Here is a 22,565-nt window from a genome sequence, read left to right on the forward strand (position 1 = left end):
AAATATGACTCGGTCAAAGCTTTTGTAGAATGGGCAGGTAATCAATGGGAGGAAAAGCTCCGGGTGCAATCTCGAAAGAGGTTTCTTCAACTTCTTGCAACGTAATTGACTTTCGGCCGCCGGCTAGCATCCGGTCCCAAAAGATTTCCAATGATTCAAAACGCATTACAAAATAACGCTGCAGGGATGAAAAACGGAGAATCAGAAACGCTATGCCATTTTGCTTGACTACTTGTGACATATGGTGGATTTGATGTTCATGAATATTCTTCAACGGAAAGGAAGTTCTATTCTCCGTCTCCTTAGCTTCAAAATCGATGTATCTTCCGTTCCAAACGCCGTTGTAATCCGTTGTGGAAGGGGTTCTGAAATAAGCTTCCCGAATCACCGCCGCACTTCTGGAAGGATACTCGACTTTGACGATTTGCACTGGGACCGGTTTTTTATGGATCAAAGCAAGACCCAGCTGCAAATAATATTCGTTTGTTTCGTTCAACTCATCCTCTAATGTCTTACCCCGATTGCTGAAAGAAAAATCCTTTTTCTTTTTTGCTGCCGGCATTTTATTTGATGGAACGAATTTTTTTCCGTTCGGATAGTTGATGGCCATTGTGATACACCTCGCTTACTTTATCATATCACACGCATTTAGACGATGCCTGTGCAGAAAGGTTTCAAAATCACTAGACCTATGATACTGGATTCATCTTTACTTTCCAACTGAAAAGAATGTCTGTTCGATAAAGTTCGTCTCGTTTTTGCTAATATGATAAACTTAAAGCAATGGAGGGGATGAAAAAATGACAGTCCGAGAACTCTCTTCCGTATTATATGATGAATGCGGAAAATGTCTGGACCGCTTCTACGATATGCGCGAACGCGACGCGGTCCCGGATTTCTATGACGATGTAAAACCATATGCTGATTATTGGCACGAAAAGATAAATGAATGGCAGCAGGAATCGCTGTCCTATATTCAAAAAGAACGGCCGAAATATGTCCATAAACCGCAAATCGACACGGCTGCAGAAGGCATGGCGCAATTCTTTGTCCAAAGTTTTTATAAAGAGACAAGCAAAAAACGCTTTATCCAAAGCATCCAATCGGCACAATATACGCTTCAAACATTTATAAATGCAATTGATGAAAGAGCGGGAAGCCATGATTAGACGGAAGACCTTACCCCAGTTGATGAATGAATGGAAAACGGAGCCGGATATGATGGAACGGATTGTCCATTGGCACACGATGAAAGAAAAACCGGCAAAATATGCCGAACATCCTCCTCAAATGCACGCCAGCCTGAAAGAAGCACTCCGGAAAAAGGGGATTGAAAAGCTGTACACGCATCAGCGCGAGGCATTTGATTTGGCCGCCGCCGGCAAGTCGTTTACAGCCGTTACACCGACCGCATCAGGGAAATCCTATTGCTACCATTTGCCGGTGCTCCATGCGATCCTGAACGATCCAGGCGCCCGGGCGTTGTACTTGTTCCCGACCAAAGCGCTCGCGCAAGACCAGAAAAGCGATTTGCACGATTTGATCGAGAAAACAGAACAATCGATTTTGTCCTATACGTATGACGGCGATACTTCTCCGGCAATCCGCACAAAAGTGCGGAAAGCGGGCCAGATTGTCATGACCAATCCGGATATGCTCCACTCTGCGATACTGCCGCACCATACCAAATGGGTTTCCCTTTTTGAAAATCTTCATTATATAGTAATTGATGAGCTTCACACTTACAAAGGCGTTTTCGGAACGCATGTAAGCCATGTTATCCGCCGCCTGAAGCGCATCTGCGAATTCTATGGCAGCAATCCGGTGTTCATTTGCACATCCGCCACGATTGCTAATCCTAAGGAACTGGCCGAAAAACTGACAAACACGGATCATGTGCTGATTGACGAAAACGGCGCGCCGAGCGGCAAAAAGCATATTGTCTTCTACAACCCGCCAATCATCCATCCAACGTTCGGCGTTCGGCGAAGCGCCATTCTTGAGGTTCGGGACTTGGCGACCCACCTGATCAAGCAGGGCATTCAGACGATTGTTTTTGCCAAAAGCCGTGTGCGGGTCGAGATGCTGGTCACCTATTTGCAGGCAGTCACGAAGATGAAACTGCAGGACGAGTCGATCAAAGGATACCGTGGCGGCTATCTGCCATCTGAACGCCGTGCAATCGAAAAGGGCCTCCGTGATGGGACGATTCAATGCGTGGTATCCACCAATGCATTGGAACTTGGGGTCGATATCGGACAGCTCCAGGCGTGCATCATGACCGGCTATCCGGGCAACATAGCAAGCGCCTGGCAGCAAGCGGGGCGAGCGGGAAGAAGGCAGGATGAATCACTCGTCGTTTATGTGGCGCAGTCAACAGCGCTTGATCAATACATTATCAACCATCCTGAATACTTGTTGGATCAGTCTCCGGAAGAAGCGCGCATCCACCCGGAAAATATCATTATATTGATGGACCATTTGAAATGTGCATCGTTTGAACTTCCGTTTACAACCGATGATCAATACGGCGAATTCGAAGTGCAGGAGCTTCTGGAATATTTGCAGGAACAAGGGGTGCTCGTTCGGACTTCAGACCGTTGGCATTGGATGAGCGACCGCTTTCCGGCCCATGATATTTCACTGCGCTCGGCAACACAGGAAAATGTTGTGATCATTGACCAATCCGTTCCGGCCGACACGCGTGTGATCGGGGAGATGGACCGGTTCAGCGCCATGACCCTGCTGCACGAAGAAGCGATCTATCTTCATCAAGGCACGCAATTCCAGGTGGAGATCCTCGATTGGGAGGAGAAAAAAGCGTATGTCACAGAAGTGGATGTGGATTACTTTACCGATGCCAATTTGGCGGTCGAGCTGAAAGTGATGAGTGAAGACAAAACGCGGGAATTCCACGATGCTTATGTTCACTTCGGAGATATTGCTGTCCTGGCGATGCCGACAATTTTTAAGAAAATCCGTTTTGATACGCATGACAACATCGGTTCAGGACCTATTTCGTTGCCAGCAGAAGAGCTTCATACAAGTTCGACTTGGCTCAGTTTTGCCCGTCCGGAGAATTTCAGCGAAGCCGAATTGTCTGATACGATGACAGGTGCCGCCTATGCCATCGAATCGTTTATCCCGATTTTTGTGCAATGCGACCGAAGGGATGTGCATGTCGTGCCGCAAGTGAAGTCGCCGCACAACGACTTGCCTTCGTTTTTCATCCACGATTCTTATCCCGGAGGCATCGGCATAAGCGAGCGGATCTACGATTTATGGCAGCCGCTGCTCGACAAAGCACAGCAGCACGTTTCAGAATGCCCGTGCCTGGATGGTTGTCCGTCCTGCATCGGCGCCCAGGATGCCGCTATCAGCATGAAAGGCCATGTCATTCAATTATTGAATGATCTTCGCAATGAGGGGTGAGTGGACATGTCATTTGAAAGCAAATTGCTCCAGATGAAAGGCTTGCTGAAAAAAGAACCGGCAAAAAAGCAAAAAGCGAAAACGGCTGATCGCCCAGTGCATGAAGACAAATGGAACAGAATCGGCTTGGAGCTCAAGGAAAACAAATTTGGCTTTGTGTTCCGGAAGAAAATCCGCTATCCGCTGGATATGGTTCATGGGAATGTGGAGCTGGGACAGCTGGACAGGGTTCTGGCAGCATGGGGGGACGCCCCTTTTGACCATCCCTTTAAACTGTCCGCAGACGATCCGATCGTCTTTTTTGATACCGAGACGACAGGATTGAGCGGGACGGGTGCATATATTTTCCTGATTGGGCTGCTTGTAAAAAGGGAAGACTGCTTTGAGATGACGCAGTACATCATGCCGGACCCGTCGCATGAAGCTGCTTTTTTATATGAAACAGGTTTATGGAAAGACGAAAATCCCATCATCTTTTCATATAACGGGAAAAGTTTCGATTGGCCACAGTTGATGTCGAGGTGGACTATGCATCGCAATGTGCTGCCCAAGCTTCCCGCTCCCCGCCAGATCGATTTGTTCCATGGCACGAAACGCATATGGAAAAACGAGCTTGAGCGAATGAAATTGAGCACCATCGAAGAGGAAAAATTGGGATTGAAGCGGGAAGGCGATGTGCCGGGCTACTTGATCCCTGCCATCTATCTGGATGCAGTGAAAAGCGGTTTTCCGGAAGCATTGGAAAAAGTGCTGTTCCATAATGAATTGGATATTTTATCGTTGGTTTCGCTTTATGTTCTATCCTCCGATTTGCTGATGGAAGATTTTGTGTCGGAGACAAGCGGAGCGTATACGAATATCGGAAAATGGTATGCCGACTTGAAGCAGTTTGACCAAAGCGCGATTTACTTGGAACATGTGACCGGACAGCGCGGGGCCCAAGCGGCTCTAGCCCGGTATTTGCTGGCCATCCAGAAAAAGAGGGGCGGCCATCCGCTTGAAGCGGTCCGGCTTTTTAAGGAAGCGGCCCCTCATTTGCGCGGGACCATCGAAGTCGAAGCGTGGATCCATGCGGCAAAATTGTATGAACACCAGATCGGCGATTTGGATCAGGCGATCATCATGACGGGATTTGCAAAAGAGGCGAGCGAGCATACGAAAGTCCGCAATTCGCTGATTTTGGATCTCCAAAAAAGGCAGCGGCGCTTGGAGGAGAAAAAGGCAAAAAATCATCCCCAAGTTAACAAGATATAGACATGAAAAACCTGCCTTATGCTATACTTAGTGTAAGACAGGTTTTTTCGTTTGACTGATAATTGATTTGATAAATAACGGTTGATTGAACTAACAATTTGCGGAAAGCCATTCGCGAGTTGAAGTTTCACCCTATGGAAGGACGATATTAAATGGAAACTAAATTTACAGCAAAAGACATACTGGAGAAAGATTTTAAAACAGGCATGCGCGGTTACAACCAGGATGAAGTGGATCATTTTTTAGATGAAATCATCCAGGACTATGAAATCTTCTCTAAAAAAATCGAGCAGCTCCAGAACGAAAACAAGCGCCTGCGAGCTGAAATCGAAGAGATGCCAAGAAAACAAGCGTCTCCAGTGCCGGGCACAACCAACTTCGACATTCTGCGCCGGCTGTCTCATTTAGAGAACCATGTTTTCGGAAACAAACTGCATAACGACTAATATAGTTGTTTTCTTTACTGAAATAACGTATACTAGTAAAGCCATTTGAAATTCTGGCAATCGCTCCGGCTTCTCGCCGGAGAGGAAAGTCCATGCTCACACGGACCTGAGACGGCCGTAGTGATCGCGCTCAGCGAAACAATAAGCTGGGGCAGCTGTTTTCAGCTGACGGCGGGTAGAACGCCTAAGTCTTCGGATATGGCCGAAATACCCTGAAGGTGCCACAGTGACGGAGCTGCATGAGAAATTGTGCAGGTGGAACGAGGTAAACCCCGCGAGTGAGAAACCCAAATTATGGTAGGGGCACTTTTCTGAAGGAATTCAACTGAGGAAGAGGCGGGAGAGAAACCCGCAGATAGATGGTTGCCGTCCACTAGTACGAGGTGCAAACTGCTTGAGTACGTGGAAACAAAACATGGCTTATAGAATTTCTTCTGGTTTTAAACTGATAAAAAGGCTCTCCTTTAGGAGAGCTTTTCTTCATTATGATAACTGATCGCAGATTGCCAGCTGCTAATAAAAACTAAAATAATATGGCATGCACCAAGAAAGGGCGTTATTATGGCTACATTCAAATTACTTGCTACTGCGGCAATGGGCCTTGAGTCGATCGTTGCTGACGAAGTGAAAGCGCTGGGCTTTGAAACCCAGACCGAAAACGGAAAAGTCTTTTTTGAAGGAGACGAGAAGGCGATCGTTAAAGCGAATCTTTGGCTTCGCACAGCGGACCGGGTAAAAGTCATCGCCGGTGAATTCGATGCATATACGTTCGATGAGCTGTTTGAAAAGACAAAAGCGATTGAATGGGAAAAATTCCTTCCAGTCGATGCGGAGTTTCCCGTATCTGGAAAATCCGTAAAATCAACGCTCCATAGTGTGCCGAACTGCCAGTCGATCGTCAAAAAAGCGATTGTCGAACGGTTGAAAAAAGCTTACTTCCGTAATTCGTTTCTTGATGAATCGGGACCCCGCTTTAAAATAGAAGTTTCCATTTTAAAGGACAAAGTCCAATTGTCGATCGATACGAGCGGTGCCGGCTTGCATAAACGCGGCTATCGCCTCGACCAGGGAGAAGCTCCGTTGAAAGAAACACTGGCAGCGGCTCTTGTTAAACTGTCCCGCTGGACTCCGGACCGTCCATTTGTAGACCCGTTTTGCGGATCAGGCACCATTGCGATCGAAGCGGCAATGATCGGCCAAAACATAGCGCCTGGCTTCAACCGTGAATTCGACAGTGAAGCATGGCCCTGGATCAAGCCGCAAATTTGGGAAGATGCCCGGAACGAAGCGGAGGAATTGGCAAATTATGACCAACCGCTAAATATTCTTGGTACGGATATTGATCACCGCATGGTGAAAATTGCTGAAGAAAATGCGCTGGAAGCTGGTTTTGCTGATTTGATTTCATTCAAACAGCGGCAAGTGAAAGACTTTACTGCGCAGGAAGAAAATGGCGTCATTATCGGCAACCCGCCGTATGGAGAGCGGATCGGTGAGATTGAAGCCATTCAGGAAATGATTCAGGATATGGGGCGCGTGTTCTCAAAACATCCGACTTGGTCCGTCTATATGCTGTCTTCTATGGAGAAGTTCGAAACACTTTACGGCCAGCCAGCCACAAAAAAACGAAAACTATTCAATGGTTTTATCCGGACAGATCTGTTTCAATTCTGGGGAGAAAGCCCAAAAAATAAATGACTAGAGAACGGGAGGGCTGACAGCTCTTCCGTTTCTCTGTGAGGAGCGTCTATGAGACAACCACTACCATTTCCGTTAACGAAAGACAAAACTTTTTTTGAATCGCTCAGCGAGTGGATCGGCGATATTTTTTACGATGTGCTTCCTGAAAAAGGCTATGATGAGCGGGACGAACAGATCTTTATGGCGTTTCAAATCGAGCAGGCGTTGAAAGAAAAAGCGGTCCTGTTCGCAGAAGCCGGCGTCGGAACGGGCAAGACGCTTGCGTATTTGCTTCCGGCTATCGCCTATGCACGCTATAAAGGCCGGCCGGCGCTCATTTCCTGCGCTGACGAAACTTTGATCGAACAATTGGTCAAAAAAGGCGGCGATATTGACAGGCTGAACGAACTTTTCGGCTTGAAACTGGATGTCCGGCTGGCGAAATCGCGTGATCAATATTTATGCCTGCAGCGCCTGGAAGGCGCTCAAAAACGGAGCGACGCTGAATTTTTGGACGATATCGAAGACAGCTTGCCGGAATTTGTGAACAAAACCTTTTCAATGCAAAACACTTTTCCATACGGCGAGCGTTCGAGCTTTCCGGATGTCACGGATGAAGAGTGGCAACAGGTCAATTACCATCCCATCCAGAATTGCGCAGCATGCGAACTGCGCAACAAATGCGGCCAGACGATTCATCGCAACCACTACCGCGAAGCGACTGATCTGGTCATTTGCTCGCATGACTTTTTGATGGAACATATTTGGACAAAAGAAACCCGTGCACGGGAAGGGCAATCGCCTTTGCTTCCTGAATTTTCATTGATTGTGCTGGATGAAGGGCATTTGCTGGAATTTGCTGCTCAGCGCGCTTTGACTTACGAAGTGCAGGAGAGAACATTGCTTGAAGTGACTGAAAGCATTATGGTGGACGGCGTGCGCGAAAAAACTTTGGGAATGATTGAAAAGAGCATTGACTTGCACAATGAATTTTTCAGGACGCTTCGTGCTTGTTTGATTCCCAGCCAAGAAGACCGGAAAGGCATCCATAAAAAACCGGAACTTGTTGCGCTCGGCAAAGAGCTGGTCCGCCATATCGATGAAATGATGGAAGAATTCGTCTTTGAAGGAGAACTGTACACCATTCCGGAGTATGAATTGAAAATGGCTGAAGAATATTTTGAGCAGTATACGTTCTCGATGCGCTTGTTCGTAGAAGAAGGCGACGCCATCAACTGGCTCGAAGTGAAGGATGAAGTGGAGACGCTTGTAATCATGCCGCGTCTTGTGACAGACATCTTGGATGAGAAATTGTTTGACGGCAAAGTGCCGATCGTCTTTTCTTCCGCCACACTGTCCGTCCAGAAAGATTTCACGTATCTTGCCGACAGTCTGGGAATCTCCGGCTATCAATCTTTTTCGGTGCCTTCACCGTTTGACTATGAGGATGTCATGAAAGTCGTCAAGCATCCGCTGCATCAAAACGATAAGCATCAGCGGGTTTTCGAGCTGTTCGGCACGAACGACCAAACGCTTGTGCTGTTCAAGTCCAAAGAAGATATGGACAAATTCAAAGAAACCCTGCCTGTGGGACATGGAGTGAAAATCGAGTTTGAAGGTGACCGTGAATTGTCCACGGTAGTCAGGGAGTTCCAGGAGGGGCAATTCCAGGTGCTCTGCTCCTACCATTTATGGGAAGGCCTCGATCTGCCGGGTGAAGCGCTGACAAAAGTGGTCATTGTTGATCTGCCGTTTCCTCCTAAAGATCCGGTATTTGATGCAAAACGCAAATTCAGTGCCAACCCATTGGAAGAAATCGATTTGCCATTCATGCAGCTCCGTGTCCAGCAGGGCATTGGGCGTTTGATCCGGACATCCAATGATCACGGGGAAATCCATCTGCTCTTGAACGAAGACGAATTGGCCATTGAGCATCTATGGGAATCGATTCTTCCGGTCCAGGCGGAAAACGCCTAAACTGGCCAGCTTCTTGTGATACAATAAGCTCAGTATGTATAGGAGGGATTGCCTTGCCGCCCAAAAAAAAGTTTATCGAACACCTGAAAAAAATGAACGGCTATAATGAAGCCGTTTCACTGTTATATTGGGATTTCCGCACAGGAGCACCAAAAAAAGGCGCTGATTTGCGTTCTGAAACAATCGGGATATTATCTTCTGAAGTGTTCCATTTATCGACTTCTGACGAGTTTGGCGAGATGATTTCCAATTTGGAAGAGAAAAAAGATGATCTGGATCCGGTCATGCGCCGGTCGGTGGAAGAAGCGAGAAAAGATTATGATCTAAGCAAGAAAGTTCCGCCTGAGGAATACAAGAGCTATGTCGTCTTGCAGGCAAAAGCAGAGTCGGTTTGGGAAGATGCCAAAGCGGCAGCCGATTTCACATTGTTCCAGCCTTATCTAGAGGATTTGGTTGCCAGCACGAAAAAAATGATCGGCTATTGGGGCGAGAAAAACGGCAGCCCATACAACACGCTGCTGGATCAATACGAGCCAGGCATGACGACGAAAGTGCTGGATGATGTGTTTGGCAAACTGCGCCAACGCATCGTGCCATTGGTTAAAAAAATTCAGGCATCACCGGACAAGCCCGATACCGATTTTCTATTCCGGCAGTTTCCAAAAGAAAAACAGCGTGAATTCAGTTATGAGATTTTGGGGCAATTGGGCTACGATTTTGAAGCGGGGCGACTGGATGAAACGGTCCATCCGTTCATGATCGGCATCAACCGCCACGATGTGCGGATTACAACAAAATATGATGAAAAAGATTTCCGGACAGCGGTGTTTGGGACGATCCACGAATGCGGCCATGCGCTGTATGAACAGAATTTCAGCGAGAAGCTCTCAGGCATGCCGGTCGAGGACGGTGCTTCCATGGGAATCCATGAATCGCAGTCGCTGTTCTTTGAGAATTTTATCGGCCGCAATGAGCAGTTCTGGAAAAGTAATTTTGAACTGCTTCAAAGTTATGCTCCTGACCAGTTCGGCGAAGTTGAGCCCGGGGATTATTACCGGGCAATCAATGAAGCAAAGCCATCGTTGATCCGCATCGAAGCAGATGAACTGACTTATGCCCTTCATATCATGATCCGCTATGAACTGGAAAAAGGGTTGTTCAACGGGGATGTGCAAGTGAAGGATCTCCCAGCGCTTTGGAATGGGAAATATGAGGAGTATCTAGGGATCCGGCCTGGAAATGATGCTGAAGGAGTGCTTCAGGACGTCCACTGGGCGGGCGCGAGTTTTGGTTACTTCCCTTCCTACGCCCTTGGCTATATCTATGCAGCCCAGTTGAAAAACGCCATGTTGAAAGACGTGCCGAATTTCGATGGACTGCTCGAACAGGGCAATATAGCCCCGATCCGCGAATGGCTGACCGAACACGTGCACCAGCATGGAGCAATGAAAAAACCGCTCGAAATCCTCGAAGACGCAACAGGCGAAGGCTTGAATGCAGAACATCTGGCTTCTTATCTGGAAGACAAGTATACTAAGATCTATCGCCTGTAAAATATGAAAGACCTTGAAAGCGCAGTGCTTTCAAGGCCTTTTTTGTATATCTCTTGCTACTCCCCCATAGAGCAATATGCAAGCCGAAATAGGAGCCGATTTTCCCGGCTTTTGACATGGTACGGGGGACTTTGCCTGTTCTATGGTATGTATTGAAGCGATGGAAGTTTTATTGAGTTCCCCCAACACTTTTCCAAAAAAGAACTTTTTGATTATAATGAAAACAGGAGGGGATATGATGTTGAAATCATTCAGTTTAGAAGGCAAGACCGCTATCGTTACGGGAGCGGGGAAAGGGATCGGCAAAGCCATCGCACTTGCGGTTGCAGAAGCGGGAGCCAATGTTATGCTTGTTGCCCGGACGGAAGCCGACCTTAAACAAGTACAGCAGGAAATCGGCAATGGCCGGACGGATTATTGCGTAGCGGACATCACCGACCGGGTGCAAATCCGGAACGCTGTAGCGAAAACTGTCAAGGAGTTTGGAGGAGTCGATGTGCTGGTTAATAACGCGGGCATGAATATCCGCTCGTCCCTTGCCAACGCAACTGACGCCGAGTGGCATAAGATCATGGACACCAATGCCCAAAGCGTCTTCATGTTTTCCCAAGAAGCGGCGAAAGAAATGAACGGCGGAGGTTCAATCATCAACATCAGTTCCGTCGGCGGCGAACGCGCATTAAAGACCGGCATCATCTACGCGGCCTCTAAAGCGGCGATCATCCAGATGACAAAGGTCATGGCGATGGAGTGGGGTGCATCTAATATCCGGGTCAATGCGATTGGCCCGTGGTATTTCAGAACGCCGCTGACTGAAAAACTGCTGAATGACGAAGAATACCTCGATTCGATATTGGCTGTCACGCCGATGAAGCGGGTCGGCGAACTTCCTGAAGTGGCATCGCCTGTAGTTTTCCTGGCATCTGATGCAGCCAGCTACATAACCGGGCAAACATTGTTCGTTGACGGCGGGATGACCATCCATGGTTTTTCCTGATTTTAAGAAATCCTTTCCTGTGGGAGAGGATTTTTTTCGTTCCCGTATAAAAAATGATATGATAGTAGCAGTATTTGAAGAAGGGGATTCGTATATGACAGCTTTAGATTATGAAAAAGAATTGATCGATACAGCGCGGCTTTATCAAATTTTTGAAGAGAACGAAGATGCAGAACGTGCGGCCAAGGCGGAATTGTTTGCGAAAAAGGTGTTGAAAAACAATTTCATCATCGGTTTTGCCGGCCATTTTTCATCAGGGAAATCATCCATGATCAATGCGCTGACAGGCGAGACGTTATTGCCGTCCAGCCCGATTCCGACAAGCGCCAATATCGTAAACGTCCAAAAAGCCGATGCGGATTTCGCCATCGTCAATATGAAAGACGAAAAGCCGGTGTATTTTCCGGAAAACTATGATTTTGAAGCTGTCAAAGCATTTTGCAAGAGCGGGAATGTTATCCAAATCGAAATCGGCCATAAGGATTCTGTCTTGCCGCAAGGCATTACCGTCATGGACACGCCAGGCGTCGATTCCACCGATGACGCCCACCGCATGTCGACCGAATCTGCGCTCCATGTCGCCGATATGGTTTTTTACGTAATGGATTATAACCATGTACAGTCGGAACTGAATTTCAATTTTACGAAAGAACTTCAGAAATACACGGATTTGTATCTGATTGTCAATCAAATTGACAAACACCAAGACCAGGAACTCAGCTTCGCTGATTTCAAGCAGTCGGTCCAGGATTCTTTTGCGGCTTGGGGCGTGAAGCCTAAGGGCATCTTCTTTACTTCGCTGAAGGATTATGAATTTCCAGGAAATGATTTTGCGAAAGTGAAAGACTTGGTCGCCTCTTCGATGGAAGGCTGGAAAGGGCATGTCGGCACTGCGGCGCATCAAGCGCTTCAGCAATTGAAAGACGAGCATCTGCGGTTTTTGGAAGAAGAAAAAATTGAACGGCTCCATGCTTTCTCTTCTGTACTTTCGCCGGAAGAATGGGCAATGCGGGAAGATGTGAAAATCGAAATGGCCAAAGTATCCCGGCGGATGTCAGTGCTGGATTTTGACGATTGGCAGAAAAACTTCGAAAAGTCCCGGAAAGAACTGGTGGAAAACGCCAATATCATGCCTTATGAATTGCGGAACGCCTTAACCGCTTATCTGGAATCGGTGCAGCCGAATTTCAAAGTGGGATTGTTGTTCAGCGGCAAGAAGACCCAGGAAGAACGGGACGCACGCAAAATCGAAGTAGGGGACCGCTTGGCGACAGTTGTCGCTTCCCAAATCTCAAACCATATGAAAAAGTTGATGAAGGCCAGTTTGAAAGACGCTGGATTGTTGACTGATGAGGAAGCGCTTGCTATCGACGGCAAGGCTTATGATGTGCCATTTTCTGTTGTGGAAGAACAGATTCCGCGAGGGGCTGTTTTGTCTGGCGATGCCGTCTTGAATTTTGCCAACAGCATAACTTCTGCTGTCCAAAAATGGTTCATCAAAGAAACCGACGGCTGGAAAAAAGCGCAGAAAGAAAAATTCGAAGCGTTATCCGATGACGCCAGCACGGAAATGGATATGAAAGCGAACCAACTGAATCAAAAACTTTTGGCAATCCAAACATTAGAAGAAATGGACAGCCGAATTGGAAAAGTGAAACGTGATTTTTCAGCGGTCCTGCCGACGCAAAAACAGGCGGCCGAGGAAAAGGTGCGGCAGTGGCAAAAGAGTTTCCATGTCTCTGTAGAAGACATGAAGAAATTTGATCCGTCAATGCTTCAAGCGGAATCTGCTGAAGGGCCGGAGAACGAGCGGAGCACGGAAGAAGCAGCGGTGGCATCGTTCAATGAACAGGAAGTCATGCACAGGGCTCTGCGGACATCCGATGCCATTGCGCCGATCAAAGGCTTTGCCGAAACCGCAGAGTACTTGAAGAGAAAAGCGGCAAGGCTGAATGGCCAAGAGTTTACGATCGCTTTGTTCGGGGCATTCAGTGCCGGGAAATCTTCGTTCTCCAACGCATTGCTTGGTGAAAAGGTGCTTCCGGTATCGCCAAATCCGACAACAGCCACCATCAACCGGATCCGTCCGGTAACCCGAAATCATCCGCACGAAACAGCGGACGTCCGGCTGAAAACGGCAGCCCAGTTGACGGAAGATGTCCGGAATTCTTTCCAGGCACTTGGAGTCCCTGTGGCATCGCTGGACGAAGCTTACAAGAAAGCTTCGCAAATACCTGCCATCCAAGCCGCGGAACAGCAAGTGCACAAATCGTTTATCGCAGCGTTTGAAAAAGGCTACCCGGTGTTCCAGAACAAATTGGGGGAAACCATACGCGCCAACCGTGAAGAATTCGGCGAGTATGTGGCCAAGGAAGAAAAAAGCTGCTTTGTCGATGAAATCGATTTCTACTATGACTGCGACCTGACCCGGAGCGGAGTGACGCTCGTCGATACGCCGGGAGCGGATTCCATCAATGCGCGGCATACGAATGTGGCTTTTGAATATATCCGAAATGCCGACGCAATCCTTTTCATCACCTACTACAATCACGCGTTTGCCCGGGCTGACCGCGAGTTTCTTATCCAGCTTGGCCGGGTCAAAGACGCTTTTGAAATGGACAAGATGTTCTTTATCGTCAATGCAATCGACTTGGCAAACAGCGAGGAAGAAAAAGAAGCGGTGGAAAACTATGTAAGAAGCGAATTGCAGCGTTTCGGCATCCGGTTCCCGCGCCTGTTCGGGGTCTCGAGCCTCATGGCGCTGGCGGACAAGCAATCTTCCGGCATGCCGCAATTTGAAGAAGAGTTCCATCATTTCCTGAAAGAGGAACTGAAAGGGATGGCTGTCCAGTCGCTTGCGGAAGAAGAGCATAAAGCACTCGGCCGCTTCCGCAGCTTGATCGAACATACCGAAAAAAATCTTCTGAGGAAGGACGAACGGCTTGGGGAATTGAAGCGGCTTGAACAGCAGCTGCGCATTCTTTTCAGCGCATCCATTGCCAAGCTTCTTGAAAAGGAGGCGCTGCAGGAGTTGGACGAACTTGTTTACTATGTGAACCAGCGCGTGTTCTACCGCTTTAACGATTTCTTCAAGGAAGCCTTCAATCCCTCAGTATTTACGGGGAAAGCGCCACAGCAAGCGCTGGATGCAGCGCTTGCAGAAATCACCGGCATGGCGGCGTTCGATTTTCAGCAAGAACTGCGGGTCACCAATTTCCGGCTGGCCCAGTTTATTGAAAAGAGATTAGCGGGGCGTTTCAAGGAAGATACGCAAAAACTGATCGACATGAATCCGGACTTTTCCTTCACGCCGTACGAACCGGAGGAGCCGGCCATGCTTTCGGTGGACAAACCGTTTCACAATGCTGACTATAGTGCAGTTAAATCCCACTATAAAAACAATAAAAGCTTTTTTGAGAAAAACGAAAAAGAAAAGCTTCGGGACGCCTTGCAGGCATTGATGGAACCCGATGCTCTCCGTTTTTTGGAACAGGAAAAAGTGAAGTTGGCTGAATGGGCGGAATTCTGGATTGAACAGGAAGCGGAAGGGCTGCGCCAGCATATCCTTCGGCAGGCAATCGATCAAATCGATTCGGAACGGACGCTTCTCCAAGAACAGGAAAAGCTGACAGAATGGAAAGAACGGCTATCAAATTTACTTGGCGAAAGGGTGTAGAGGATGAATGTTTTTATAGAAACGACTGATACAGAAAATTACCGATGGATCGACGCGAGGTTTGAACTCGGCAAACCGGAAACAGGCCGTTCGCTTTATGATCAGGAACATGTAGCCGGTTCCATTTTTTGGGACTTGGAAAAAGATTTGTCGGACATGGAAACGGAAGGCGGCCGCCACCCGATGCCTTCAAAAGATCAATTGACCCGGTTGGTCCGTTCAAGCGGTTTGACGCCGGAAGATCAAGTGGTCATTTATGATCAAGGAGGCTCTCCTTTTGCCGCACGTGCGTGGTGGCTTTTGAAGTATGCAGGCTTTGAACACGCCTATATCAGCAAAATCGGCTACTCTGCATTGAAAAACAGAGGGATTGCGGTTACATCCGAAGTTCCGGAATACGCGCCGACTTTTGCAGAACTTCAATTTGCCGATGCCTTGTATGCAGACCGCAATTACGTGAAGAACATTATCGCCGGCAAAGAACTGGGGGTATTGGTCGATGCGCGTTCAGCGGAACGGCATGCGGGAATCCACGAACCGCTTGATAAAGTGGCTGGACGGATTCCGGGAGCCCGCAATTTTGACTGGGCCCAGCTTGTCCATGGCGATGAATTCTACGAAGATGTCGACTTTAGTGATATTCTCCAAAAAAATGAACCGGCTGTCGTTTATTGCGGCAGCGGCGTTTCCGCAGCGGCTTTGTATGCAATGCTGACGGAAAAAGGGCATCATCAGCTGCGGCTTTATACAGGAAGTTTTTCAGATTGGATTATGGACGAAGAAAACGTTGTGGAAATCGACCGTTCGGAACATCCGGAAGCAGCGGACGAAGAAACAAAGGCGATCTTGGCCAAGCTGATCCAGGAAGGCTATACCGGCGAAATGCTGATGAAAAAATTCGAGTTTGAAAAATCGCAGATCGGGAAGAAATGAATTTGAAAAAACCTCCTTCAGCAATGCTGAAGGAGGTTTTTCTTAGACATTCAAATCAGGTGTTTCTTTTCCGCTTTCTTCCGCTTCAGGCACCTTGGTCAGCAACACCGATATAATCTGATGGTTTTCCATTTCCTTCACAGTAACCGCATGATCCGCAAGCGGAATAGAACCGCCTTCTTGAATATCGGTGTTTTTCAATTGAATCCAGCCGCCGATCGTATCGACGTCCTCGCTTTCATCAAAAGACAGTGCAAACCGTTCTTCAAGGTCGGCAAGCAGGACCCTGCCGTTCAAAAGGTAGTTGTCGGCATCAAGCGCTTTGATGTCTTCTTGTTCGTCTTCGTCGAATTCATCTCGGATTTCGCCGACAATTTCCTCTAATATGTCTTCCATTGTTATCACACCGGCAGTACCGCCGTATTCATCGATGACAATTGCCATATGGACCCGTTCTTTTTGCATTTTAAGCAACACATCCTGGAGCGGGGCGAGTTCATGTACAAATGGAATGTCATGGACAATGATGCTTTCTTTCAAGTTCTGCTTGTACGTATAGTTTGTCAGCATTTCTTTCACATTGATAAAGCCGATGATATCGTCCTTGTCGCCATTTTCCGTTACCGGATAACGCGTATACTGATTATGCCGGACAATTTCCATCAAATCGGGGTGTTCCATCTCCAGAGAAATGGTTTCCATCTGAGTGCGGGGCAGCATGACGTCCTTTGCCGTCCGTTCGTCGAACGAAAAGATATTCTGCATGTAGGAAAGTTCTGTCTGGTTGATTTCGCCGCTTTGATAGCTGTGTGTCATGATGATTTTCAATTCTTCTTCTGAATGGGCTTGTTCATGCCCGGCCGGCTCAATGCCGAACATCCGCAAAAAGACGCGGGCCGAACCGTTCATCAGCCAGATGAATGGGCCCATGATGACCCCGAAGATGATCAAAGGGCGGGAAAAAAACAAAGCCATGTTTTCCGCATACTGGATCGCCAGTGTCTTGGGGGCCAATTCACCGATTACTACATGGATATACGTAATCAATGTAAAAGCAATCGCGACAGAAAGGATGGAAGAAGTGGTTTCGCCAATGCTCAGATGATCAAAGAGCGGATGCAAGATCCGTTCCACTGTCGGTTCACCGAGCCACCCGAGCCCGAGTGCTGTAACGGTAATTCCGAGTTGGCAAGCGGATAAATAATAATCCAAATTATCAATGATTTTTTTGGTTCGCTTTGCGCCTTTATGGCCTTCGGATATCAGCTGGTCAATCCGGGACAATCTCACTTTGATGATGGAGAATTCAGAGCCGACAAACAATGCCGTCAGCCCAATAAGCAAAACGACCAAAAACAAGTTCACGTAAAGTATACTGTCCAATTAATCCCTCCGGCTTGGAGGGTTCACCTCTGCTTTCATAATATGAGAATAATTATACCATAAATCATGGCCATATTCTTTTCAGATGCCTGACTCAAAACTTTTGCCAATTCAAATCAATCTTATTGTCTGCAGCAGAATTTGGATTTATGATGGATAAAGAGAAAAGGAGTGGTCAAATGAAAGTGTTGTGGCATGGCGGAGTCATCTATACGATGGCTGCTGAAGGAGAAACAGCGGAAGCGGTTCTGGTCGCGGACGGAAAAATAACAAAGCTTGGCACTTATGAAGGGTTGAAGAAAGATGCGGATACAGAAGTGGATTTGAATGGCAAAGTGGTTTATCCAGGGTTTGTTGACAGCCACATGCACATGATTGGCCACGGCGAAAAATTATTGCGCGTGGATTTATCGAAATTTGAATCTGCAGAAGAAATGAAGGCGCGGTTGTTGATCGAAACGAATAACCTTGTCGGCAATGAATGGTTTATCGGCGAAGGCTGGAACGAAAATAATTTTCCGGACCGGAAGATTTTTCACCGCAAGGAACTGGATGAGATTACAGAGGCGCCAATGCTCTTAAAAAGGGTCTGCAGGCATGCCATATTGGCAAATTCCAGCGCCTTGGCGCTGGCAGGCATCACAAAAGACACACCCGATCCGGAAGGCGGCGTCATCGTCCGGGATAATGACGGTGAACCGACAGGCTATTTGCTCGATGCCGCGCAAGATTTGGTATCCGCTAAAGTGCCGGAAGTGAGCATCGGCTATCTGACGCGGGCGCTTGAAAAGTCGGTCGATCATTTGCTGTCTCTTGGTTTGACGGGTGCCCATACAGAAGACATGGGGTATTACGGCGACTATTCCCGCCCGCTGCAGGCATTCAAGAACGTGATCACCGAAAAGCGGAAATTTCGGGCTCATTTATTGCGGGCACATAGCCAATTTGAAAAAATGATGGAAGGCGCAGAATATTTCGAGCCGTTCATCGATCCAGGGGCCATGAAAATTTTTGCGGATGGAGCAATGGGCGGAAGAACTGCGCTGCTCAGCAAACCATATAATGATGATCCTTCCACCAGCGGTGTGGCTATCCATGGCGATGATGAACTGAAAAGGCTTGTTGCTATGGCAAGAACACATGGGGAAGCGGTAGCGATCCATGTGATCGGCGACCTTGGTTTGGAAAAGGCGCTTGATGCCATCGAAGAGAATCCGGTTCCAAAAGGGAAACGCGACCGCCTGATCCACACAGTGGTGGTCCGCAAAGATTTGGTTGAACGCATGCAAAAACTTGATGTTATCCTGGATCTGCAGCCGAGCTTTGTGACTTCCGATTTTCCGTGGGTCATGGAACGTCTCGGTGAAGAGCGGATGGAATGGGCATATGCATGGAAGAAGCTTTTGGATAGCGGCTTGATCATAGCTGGCGGTTCGGACGCGCCAATCGAAGAAGTAGATCCGCGTCTTGGCATCTATGCTGCTGTTACAAGAAGAAATCCCTATGACACTCATGAAGGGTATCTGCCTGAAGAAAAACTTTCCCGTTTTCAAGCCATCCAGCTTTACACGAGCGGCTCAGCTGCAGCAATCTGCAAAGAGCACCAGCGGGGCATTATACATGAAGGCTATGATGCAGACTTTACCGTATTCGATCGGGATTTGTTCGAAGGTGCCGAAGAGCAGCTTCTCGAAGCGCAAGTGGAAATGACGGTAGTGGCAGGTGATATCATGCATCAAAAAATTAGCAAGGTGCATAGTTGATGGAGGCGTATATCGTCACCGGGGCATCCAAAGGAATTGGCCAAGCTTTATGCCGCCAATTGAACGAATCGGGCCAGTTTGTCATCGGCATTGCCCGTTCCAAAAGTGAAGGGTGGAGCGGAGGACGCTTCTTGGCGTACGATTTGAGCGATCTGCCGGGAATCCCGCAGTTAATGGCGGATATTGCCGGAGCGCTTCCGGAGGACATCCATCGCTTGGCCTTAATAAACAACGCCGGCACCGTAGAGCCGATCGGTTTTTCTGACAACAACGATCCAGCAGCAATTCAAGCGAACATCAATTTGAATTTGACGGCGCCGATGATTTTAAGTTCCGCTTTTATCGGGCAATTCAAAGGGCTGAGTTGTGAAAAAGCAATCGTCAATATTTCGTCCGGTGCCGGACGGAAAGTATACCAAGGCTGGAGCGCCTATTGCGCGGCTAAAGCGGGGCTTGATCATTTCACCCGGGTGATTGATGCGGAAGCGCCTGAATTTAAAGTGGTTTCTGTCGCGCCAGGCATCATCGACACTGGAATGCAGGAGCAGATCCGGAACAGTAATGTACAGGATTTTCCGCTTCTCAGCCGTTTTCAGGATTATAAAAAAGCCGGTAAACTAAGCACTGCGGAAGAAACAGCGGAAAAGCTCATCCGACTGATGAACCGGCAGGATTTCCGTTCTCTGGATCCGGTTCTGGATTTGCGGGAGCTGCCGCCTTATGAAAAAGAAGGGATGTCTGATCAATGAGCGCAACGCCAAAAGAGATACTGCGAAAATTGAACAATGCCGAACAAAGGGGTGTTGATATGGCGAGCCCGAAAGCTGTGGTCGACTACATGCTCGCCCAAGGCGAAAAGCAATCGATATTGTATTTCTATAAACCGAACAGCCTGGAATTCGATTTCGGCAAATTCAATAACGCTGTCGCCGAAATGCGCGGGCTGAAAAAATAAGAAAAGGCTTGGAGTTTTCTCCAAGCCTTTTCTTATTTTCCGCCCAATAGATCGAACAATCCGCCTGCGGCGCTTCCTTCACCTTTTGAACGGCCTGCTGGATTCTGGGGGGCCGCCGCGAAAACGCGGCTCGCCAGACGGCTGAATGGCAGCGATTGGATCCAGACGCTGCCTGGTCCTTTGAGCGTCGCAAAGAACAGGCCTTCGCCGCCAAACAAGGCAGTTTTGATGCCTGAGACGGGTTCTATGCTGTAATCCACGTCTGCTGTCATAGCCACTAGGCAGCCGGTATCGACACGGAGCACTTCGCCTTTTTGCAGATTCTTCCGGTAAAGCGTTCCGCCTGCATGGACAAACGCCAAGCCGTCGCCTTCAAGTTTTTGCATGATGAATCCTTCGCCGCCAAAAAAACCTGTGCCAAGTTTTCTTTGCAGTTCGATGCCGATCGATACTCCTTTTGCGGCAGCCAGGAACGAATCTTTTTGGCAGATGATTTTGCCGCCAAGTGTGCTCAAATCCATCGGAATGATTTTCCCGGGGTATGGTGAAGCAAAGGATACATGGCGCTTGCCGCTTCCATTATTGGTGAAAGCGGTCATAAACAAACTTTCACCTGTAAGCAGCCGTTTGCCGGCACCCATCAATTTGCCCATCAAGCCACTGCCGCCTGCGCTTTGAGAACCATCGCCAAAAATCGTCTCCATAAAAATGCCATCTTCCATCATCATCAAAGAACCGGCTTCTGCGATGACAGTTTCACCCGGATCCAGTTCAACTTCGACAAACTGCAAGTCGTCGCCGTGCATCTTGAAATCAATTTCGTGGTTATTCATCTTTTTTCCTCCTCTTGTTTTATGTATTGATATAATAAGTACGATGACAGCTTCAGAAAAGTTTCATTACTTGAAAGAGCCAGGAAAAAAGACGAAAGAGGTGAAGCGTTTGTCCATTGCACGTCCTTGCGCCGAGAAAGCGGCAGCGAAATTTGTTGCCCGGCATTTTCCCCTTTGCCAATGCGCTGTGCTTGCAGGCAGCACCGTCAGAGGAGAAGCGACATCCCGATCAGATCTCGATATCGTAGTTTTCGACGAGCATGTGCCGGCTGCATACAGAGAATCCTTTGTTGAAGAAGGATGGCCGATCGAGGCATTTATCCATAACTTTACATCGTATCAAGCCTTTTTTGAGAGTGATTGCAGGCGCGGCAGGCCTTCCTTGCCGAAAATGGTGGCAGAAGGAGTCGCGATCATAGAAGATGCGCGCCTCAAAGGGATGAAGGCTGAAGCCAAGCGTTTGCTGGAAAAAGGACCCGAACCGTGGCCAGCCGAAACCATTCGTTCCAAGCGTTATTTTCTAACGGATTTGCTGGATGATTTTATTGGCAGTTCCGACCGGATGGAGGACTTGTTTATCGCCGGTGCCTTGGCGGAAGCGGCCAGCGAGTTTGTCTTAAGGACAAATCGCCAATGGATTGGCCAATCCAAATGGATCATGAGGGCGCTGCGAAATTTCAATCCGGACTTTGCAAAGCAGTTTTCTGAGGGCTTTGACGATTTTTATCTCACAGGAAACAAAGAAAAAATCATCGCCTTGGCTGATTTGGTGCTGCGGCCATACGGCGGGCGGCTATTTTCAGGTTTTTCGCTTGGAAAGCCTGAAAATTCCGCCCTCAATAAAGATGGAAGGCAGGAAATGATATGAACGCAGATTGTTGGATCCGGCAGCTTGAAATGGAAGAACATCCGGAAGGAGGCTATTTCAAGCAGTCTTTCAAGGCAAAAGAGACAATTGCGCCAGAAAGCCATACGGGAGCCCGGAATTTGTTTACGAGCATTTACTTTTTGCTGCGTTCTGAGAACATTTCCCATTTTCATCAATTGAAGTCCGATGAATTGTGGTATTTCCACGCAGGCAGTTCTTTGACCGTCCACATTATAGATGAATCCGGCAAGTACCGGCAAGAGAAATTGGGGCTGGCCATTGAAAAAGGGGAAAGGCCTCAAGTGCTGGTGGAAAAAGGCGCTATTTTCGGCTCATCCGTGGATGCCGAAAACACCTTTTCCCTCGTTGGGTGCATGGTATCCCCCGGATTCGATTTTGCCGACTTCAAGCTGTTCAGCCAGCAGGAATTGCTCGGAAAATTTCCGCAGCATGAAGGAGCCATACGGCGGCTCGCCTATGAGCAGCTGCCATGAAGTGGTGTCGGATTCTTTTGAAACATGCTAGACTTTAAAAAAAGCTTAAAGGATGAGGGACAGTTATGGGAATGTTTTTGCTGTTATGCATTATTGCCGTTGCGATTTTTGTAGGAGTCGCTTCAAAAAAGTTTTACGATAAACCGTACGTTGTCAATTTTGCAATCGCTTTGCTGATGCTGCTTCTTGTGATCCAAACCATCATGATGCAGCCGATTACAGCTTTTGGCTATGCTGCAATTGCCATTTGTTCAATTGCGTTTTTGTTCCAATTGGTGCTGGGTGTGAAAAACGTAAAAGCATAAACGAAAAAAAGAGGGA

Annotated in this window: 19 protein-coding genes and 1 other RNA gene; 17 read left to right on the plus strand and 3 right to left on the minus strand. The window is 47.9% G+C overall.

The features are described from left to right. Positions 1-13: 13 nt before the first annotated feature. Positions 14-610 (minus strand): Holliday junction resolvase RecU, encoded by a 597-nt coding sequence (recU, locus tag FQV30_RS07555; RefSeq protein WP_146499479.1) that lies wholly within the window; start codon positions 608-610, stop codon positions 14-16. A gap of 190 nt (positions 611-800) precedes the next feature. Between recU and FQV30_RS07560 the strand changes: the two genes are divergently transcribed. The 11 genes from FQV30_RS07560 (at position 801) to FQV30_RS07610 (ending at position 15,948) form a co-directional block, all read left to right on the plus strand. After that, the gene (locus FQV30_RS07560; protein WP_146499480.1) at positions 801-1,169 is read left to right on the plus strand and encodes a YppE family protein; all 369 of its coding nucleotides are present in this window, start codon (positions 801-803) and stop codon (positions 1,167-1,169) included. Continuing rightward, on the plus strand, positions 1,162-3,432 hold the full coding sequence (locus tag FQV30_RS07565; RefSeq protein ID WP_146499481.1) for a DEAD/DEAH box helicase: 2,271 nt from the start codon (positions 1,162-1,164) through the stop codon (positions 3,430-3,432). The genes FQV30_RS07560 and FQV30_RS07565 overlap by 8 nt, the downstream gene beginning before the upstream one ends. Before the next feature lie 6 nt (positions 3,433-3,438). Further along, entirely contained in the window at positions 3,439-4,686 is a 1,248-nt protein-coding gene (locus FQV30_RS07570) for a ribonuclease H-like domain-containing protein (protein ID WP_146499482.1), read from the plus strand. A gap of 152 nt (positions 4,687-4,838) precedes the next feature. Next, positions 4,839-5,132, plus strand: a complete 294-nt coding sequence (gpsB, locus tag FQV30_RS07575) for a cell division regulator GpsB (RefSeq protein ID WP_146499483.1) — start codon at positions 4,839-4,841, stop codon at positions 5,130-5,132. 48 nt (positions 5,133-5,180) lie between these two features. After that, an RNA gene (rnpB, locus tag FQV30_RS07580) (RNase P RNA component class B) lies at positions 5,181-5,560 on the plus strand. A gap of 133 nt (positions 5,561-5,693) precedes the next feature. Continuing rightward, the gene (locus FQV30_RS07585) at positions 5,694-6,830 is read left to right on the plus strand and encodes a THUMP domain-containing class I SAM-dependent RNA methyltransferase (RefSeq protein WP_146499484.1); all 1,137 of its coding nucleotides are present in this window, start codon (positions 5,694-5,696) and stop codon (positions 6,828-6,830) included. A gap of 51 nt (positions 6,831-6,881) precedes the next feature. Beyond that, the gene (locus tag FQV30_RS07590) at positions 6,882-8,789 is read left to right on the plus strand and encodes an ATP-dependent DNA helicase (protein WP_146499485.1); all 1,908 of its coding nucleotides are present in this window, start codon (positions 6,882-6,884) and stop codon (positions 8,787-8,789) included. A 92-nt stretch (positions 8,790-8,881) separates the two neighbouring features. After that, positions 8,882-10,342: a carboxypeptidase M32 gene (locus FQV30_RS07595; RefSeq protein ID WP_370512374.1), complete on the plus strand. Its 1,461-nt coding sequence runs from the start codon at positions 8,882-8,884 to the stop codon at positions 10,340-10,342. 235 nt (positions 10,343-10,577) lie between these two features. Continuing rightward, the gene (locus FQV30_RS07600; protein WP_186725548.1) at positions 10,578-11,339 is read left to right on the plus strand and encodes an SDR family NAD(P)-dependent oxidoreductase; all 762 of its coding nucleotides are present in this window, start codon (positions 10,578-10,580) and stop codon (positions 11,337-11,339) included. 94 nt (positions 11,340-11,433) lie between these two features. After that, on the plus strand, positions 11,434-15,015 hold the full coding sequence (locus FQV30_RS07605; protein ID WP_146499488.1) for a dynamin family protein: 3,582 nt from the start codon (positions 11,434-11,436) through the stop codon (positions 15,013-15,015). A gap of 3 nt (positions 15,016-15,018) precedes the next feature. After that, the gene (locus FQV30_RS07610) at positions 15,019-15,948 is read left to right on the plus strand and encodes a sulfurtransferase (protein ID WP_146499489.1); all 930 of its coding nucleotides are present in this window, start codon (positions 15,019-15,021) and stop codon (positions 15,946-15,948) included. 42 nt (positions 15,949-15,990) lie between these two features. On the opposite strand, the gene FQV30_RS07615 is transcribed toward FQV30_RS07610, so the two are convergent. Beyond that, positions 15,991-17,331: a hemolysin family protein gene (locus FQV30_RS07615; protein ID WP_146499490.1), complete on the minus strand. Its 1,341-nt coding sequence runs from the start codon at positions 17,329-17,331 to the stop codon at positions 15,991-15,993. Between the two features lie 179 nt (positions 17,332-17,510). Here FQV30_RS07615 and FQV30_RS07620 point away from each other — a divergent pair, with 179 nt between their 5' ends. From FQV30_RS07620 to FQV30_RS07630, 3 genes are read left to right on the plus strand one after another with little or no spacing between them, the layout of a single operon-like run. After that, positions 17,511-19,094 (plus strand): amidohydrolase, encoded by a 1,584-nt coding sequence (locus FQV30_RS07620; protein WP_146499491.1) that lies wholly within the window; start codon positions 17,511-17,513, stop codon positions 19,092-19,094. Then, positions 19,094-19,843 carry an SDR family NAD(P)-dependent oxidoreductase gene (locus FQV30_RS07625; RefSeq protein ID WP_146499492.1) on the plus strand — a complete coding sequence of 250 codons (750 nt, stop codon included), beginning with the start codon at positions 19,094-19,096 and terminating at the stop codon, positions 19,841-19,843. The genes FQV30_RS07620 and FQV30_RS07625 overlap by 1 nt, the downstream gene beginning before the upstream one ends. Further along, on the plus strand, positions 19,840-20,049 hold the full coding sequence (locus FQV30_RS07630; protein ID WP_146499493.1) for a hypothetical protein: 210 nt from the start codon (positions 19,840-19,842) through the stop codon (positions 20,047-20,049). Before FQV30_RS07625 ends, FQV30_RS07630 begins: the two co-directional genes overlap by 4 nt. A gap of 32 nt (positions 20,050-20,081) precedes the next feature. On the opposite strand, the gene FQV30_RS07635 is transcribed toward FQV30_RS07630, so the two are convergent. Next, positions 20,082-20,882, minus strand: coding sequence for a TIGR00266 family protein (locus tag FQV30_RS07635; RefSeq protein ID WP_146499494.1), 801 nt, complete (start codon positions 20,880-20,882; stop codon positions 20,082-20,084). A gap of 115 nt (positions 20,883-20,997) precedes the next feature. On the opposite strand from FQV30_RS07635, the gene FQV30_RS07640 reads away from it, so the two are divergent. From FQV30_RS07640 to FQV30_RS07650, 3 genes are all read left to right on the plus strand, one after another. Then, positions 20,998-21,750, plus strand: a complete 753-nt coding sequence (locus FQV30_RS07640; RefSeq protein ID WP_146499603.1) for a nucleotidyltransferase domain-containing protein — start codon at positions 20,998-21,000, stop codon at positions 21,748-21,750. Further along, on the plus strand, positions 21,747-22,244 hold the full coding sequence (locus tag FQV30_RS07645; RefSeq protein ID WP_146499495.1) for a cupin domain-containing protein: 498 nt from the start codon (positions 21,747-21,749) through the stop codon (positions 22,242-22,244). The genes FQV30_RS07640 and FQV30_RS07645 overlap by 4 nt, the downstream gene beginning before the upstream one ends. A 65-nt stretch (positions 22,245-22,309) precedes the next feature. Beyond that, on the plus strand, positions 22,310-22,549 hold the full coding sequence (locus tag FQV30_RS07650) for a hypothetical protein (protein ID WP_146499496.1): 240 nt from the start codon (positions 22,310-22,312) through the stop codon (positions 22,547-22,549). The last annotated feature ends 16 nt before the right edge of the window (positions 22,550-22,565 follow it).

Source organism: Planomicrobium sp. CPCC 101110, from assembly GCF_007859395.1.
Classification (GTDB): domain Bacteria; phylum Bacillota; class Bacilli; order Bacillales_A; family Planococcaceae; genus Planococcus.

Bases quoted from the DNA above. Each gene is read 5' to 3' on its own strand.
- recU (WP_146499479.1), bottom strand. From the start codon at position 610: ATGGCCATCAACTATCCGAACGGAAAAAAATTCGTTCCATCAAATAAA.
- FQV30_RS07560 (WP_146499480.1), top strand. From the start codon at position 801: ATGACAGTCCGAGAACTCTCTTCCGTATTATATGATGAATGCGGAAAA.
- FQV30_RS07565 (WP_146499481.1), top strand. From the start codon at position 1,162: ATGATTAGACGGAAGACCTTACCCCAGTTGATGAATGAATGGAAAACG.
- FQV30_RS07570 (WP_146499482.1), top strand. From the start codon at position 3,439: ATGTCATTTGAAAGCAAATTGCTCCAGATGAAAGGCTTGCTGAAAAAA.
- gpsB (WP_146499483.1), top strand. From the start codon at position 4,839: ATGGAAACTAAATTTACAGCAAAAGACATACTGGAGAAAGATTTTAAA.
- FQV30_RS07585 (WP_146499484.1), top strand. From the start codon at position 5,694: ATGGCTACATTCAAATTACTTGCTACTGCGGCAATGGGCCTTGAGTCG.
- FQV30_RS07590 (WP_146499485.1), top strand. From the start codon at position 6,882: ATGAGACAACCACTACCATTTCCGTTAACGAAAGACAAAACTTTTTTT.
- FQV30_RS07595 (WP_370512374.1), top strand. From the start codon at position 8,882: ATGAACGGCTATAATGAAGCCGTTTCACTGTTATATTGGGATTTCCGC.
- FQV30_RS07600 (WP_186725548.1), top strand. From the start codon at position 10,578: ATGATGTTGAAATCATTCAGTTTAGAAGGCAAGACCGCTATCGTTACG.
- FQV30_RS07605 (WP_146499488.1), top strand. From the start codon at position 11,434: ATGACAGCTTTAGATTATGAAAAAGAATTGATCGATACAGCGCGGCTT.
- FQV30_RS07610 (WP_146499489.1), top strand. From the start codon at position 15,019: ATGAATGTTTTTATAGAAACGACTGATACAGAAAATTACCGATGGATC.
- FQV30_RS07620 (WP_146499491.1), top strand. From the start codon at position 17,511: ATGAAAGTGTTGTGGCATGGCGGAGTCATCTATACGATGGCTGCTGAA.
- FQV30_RS07625 (WP_146499492.1), top strand. From the start codon at position 19,094: ATGGAGGCGTATATCGTCACCGGGGCATCCAAAGGAATTGGCCAAGCT.
- FQV30_RS07630 (WP_146499493.1), top strand. From the start codon at position 19,840: ATGAGCGCAACGCCAAAAGAGATACTGCGAAAATTGAACAATGCCGAA.
- FQV30_RS07635 (WP_146499494.1), bottom strand. From the start codon at position 20,882: ATGAATAACCACGAAATTGATTTCAAGATGCACGGCGACGACTTGCAG.
- FQV30_RS07645 (WP_146499495.1), top strand. From the start codon at position 21,747: ATGAACGCAGATTGTTGGATCCGGCAGCTTGAAATGGAAGAACATCCG.
- FQV30_RS07650 (WP_146499496.1), top strand. From the start codon at position 22,310: ATGGGAATGTTTTTGCTGTTATGCATTATTGCCGTTGCGATTTTTGTA.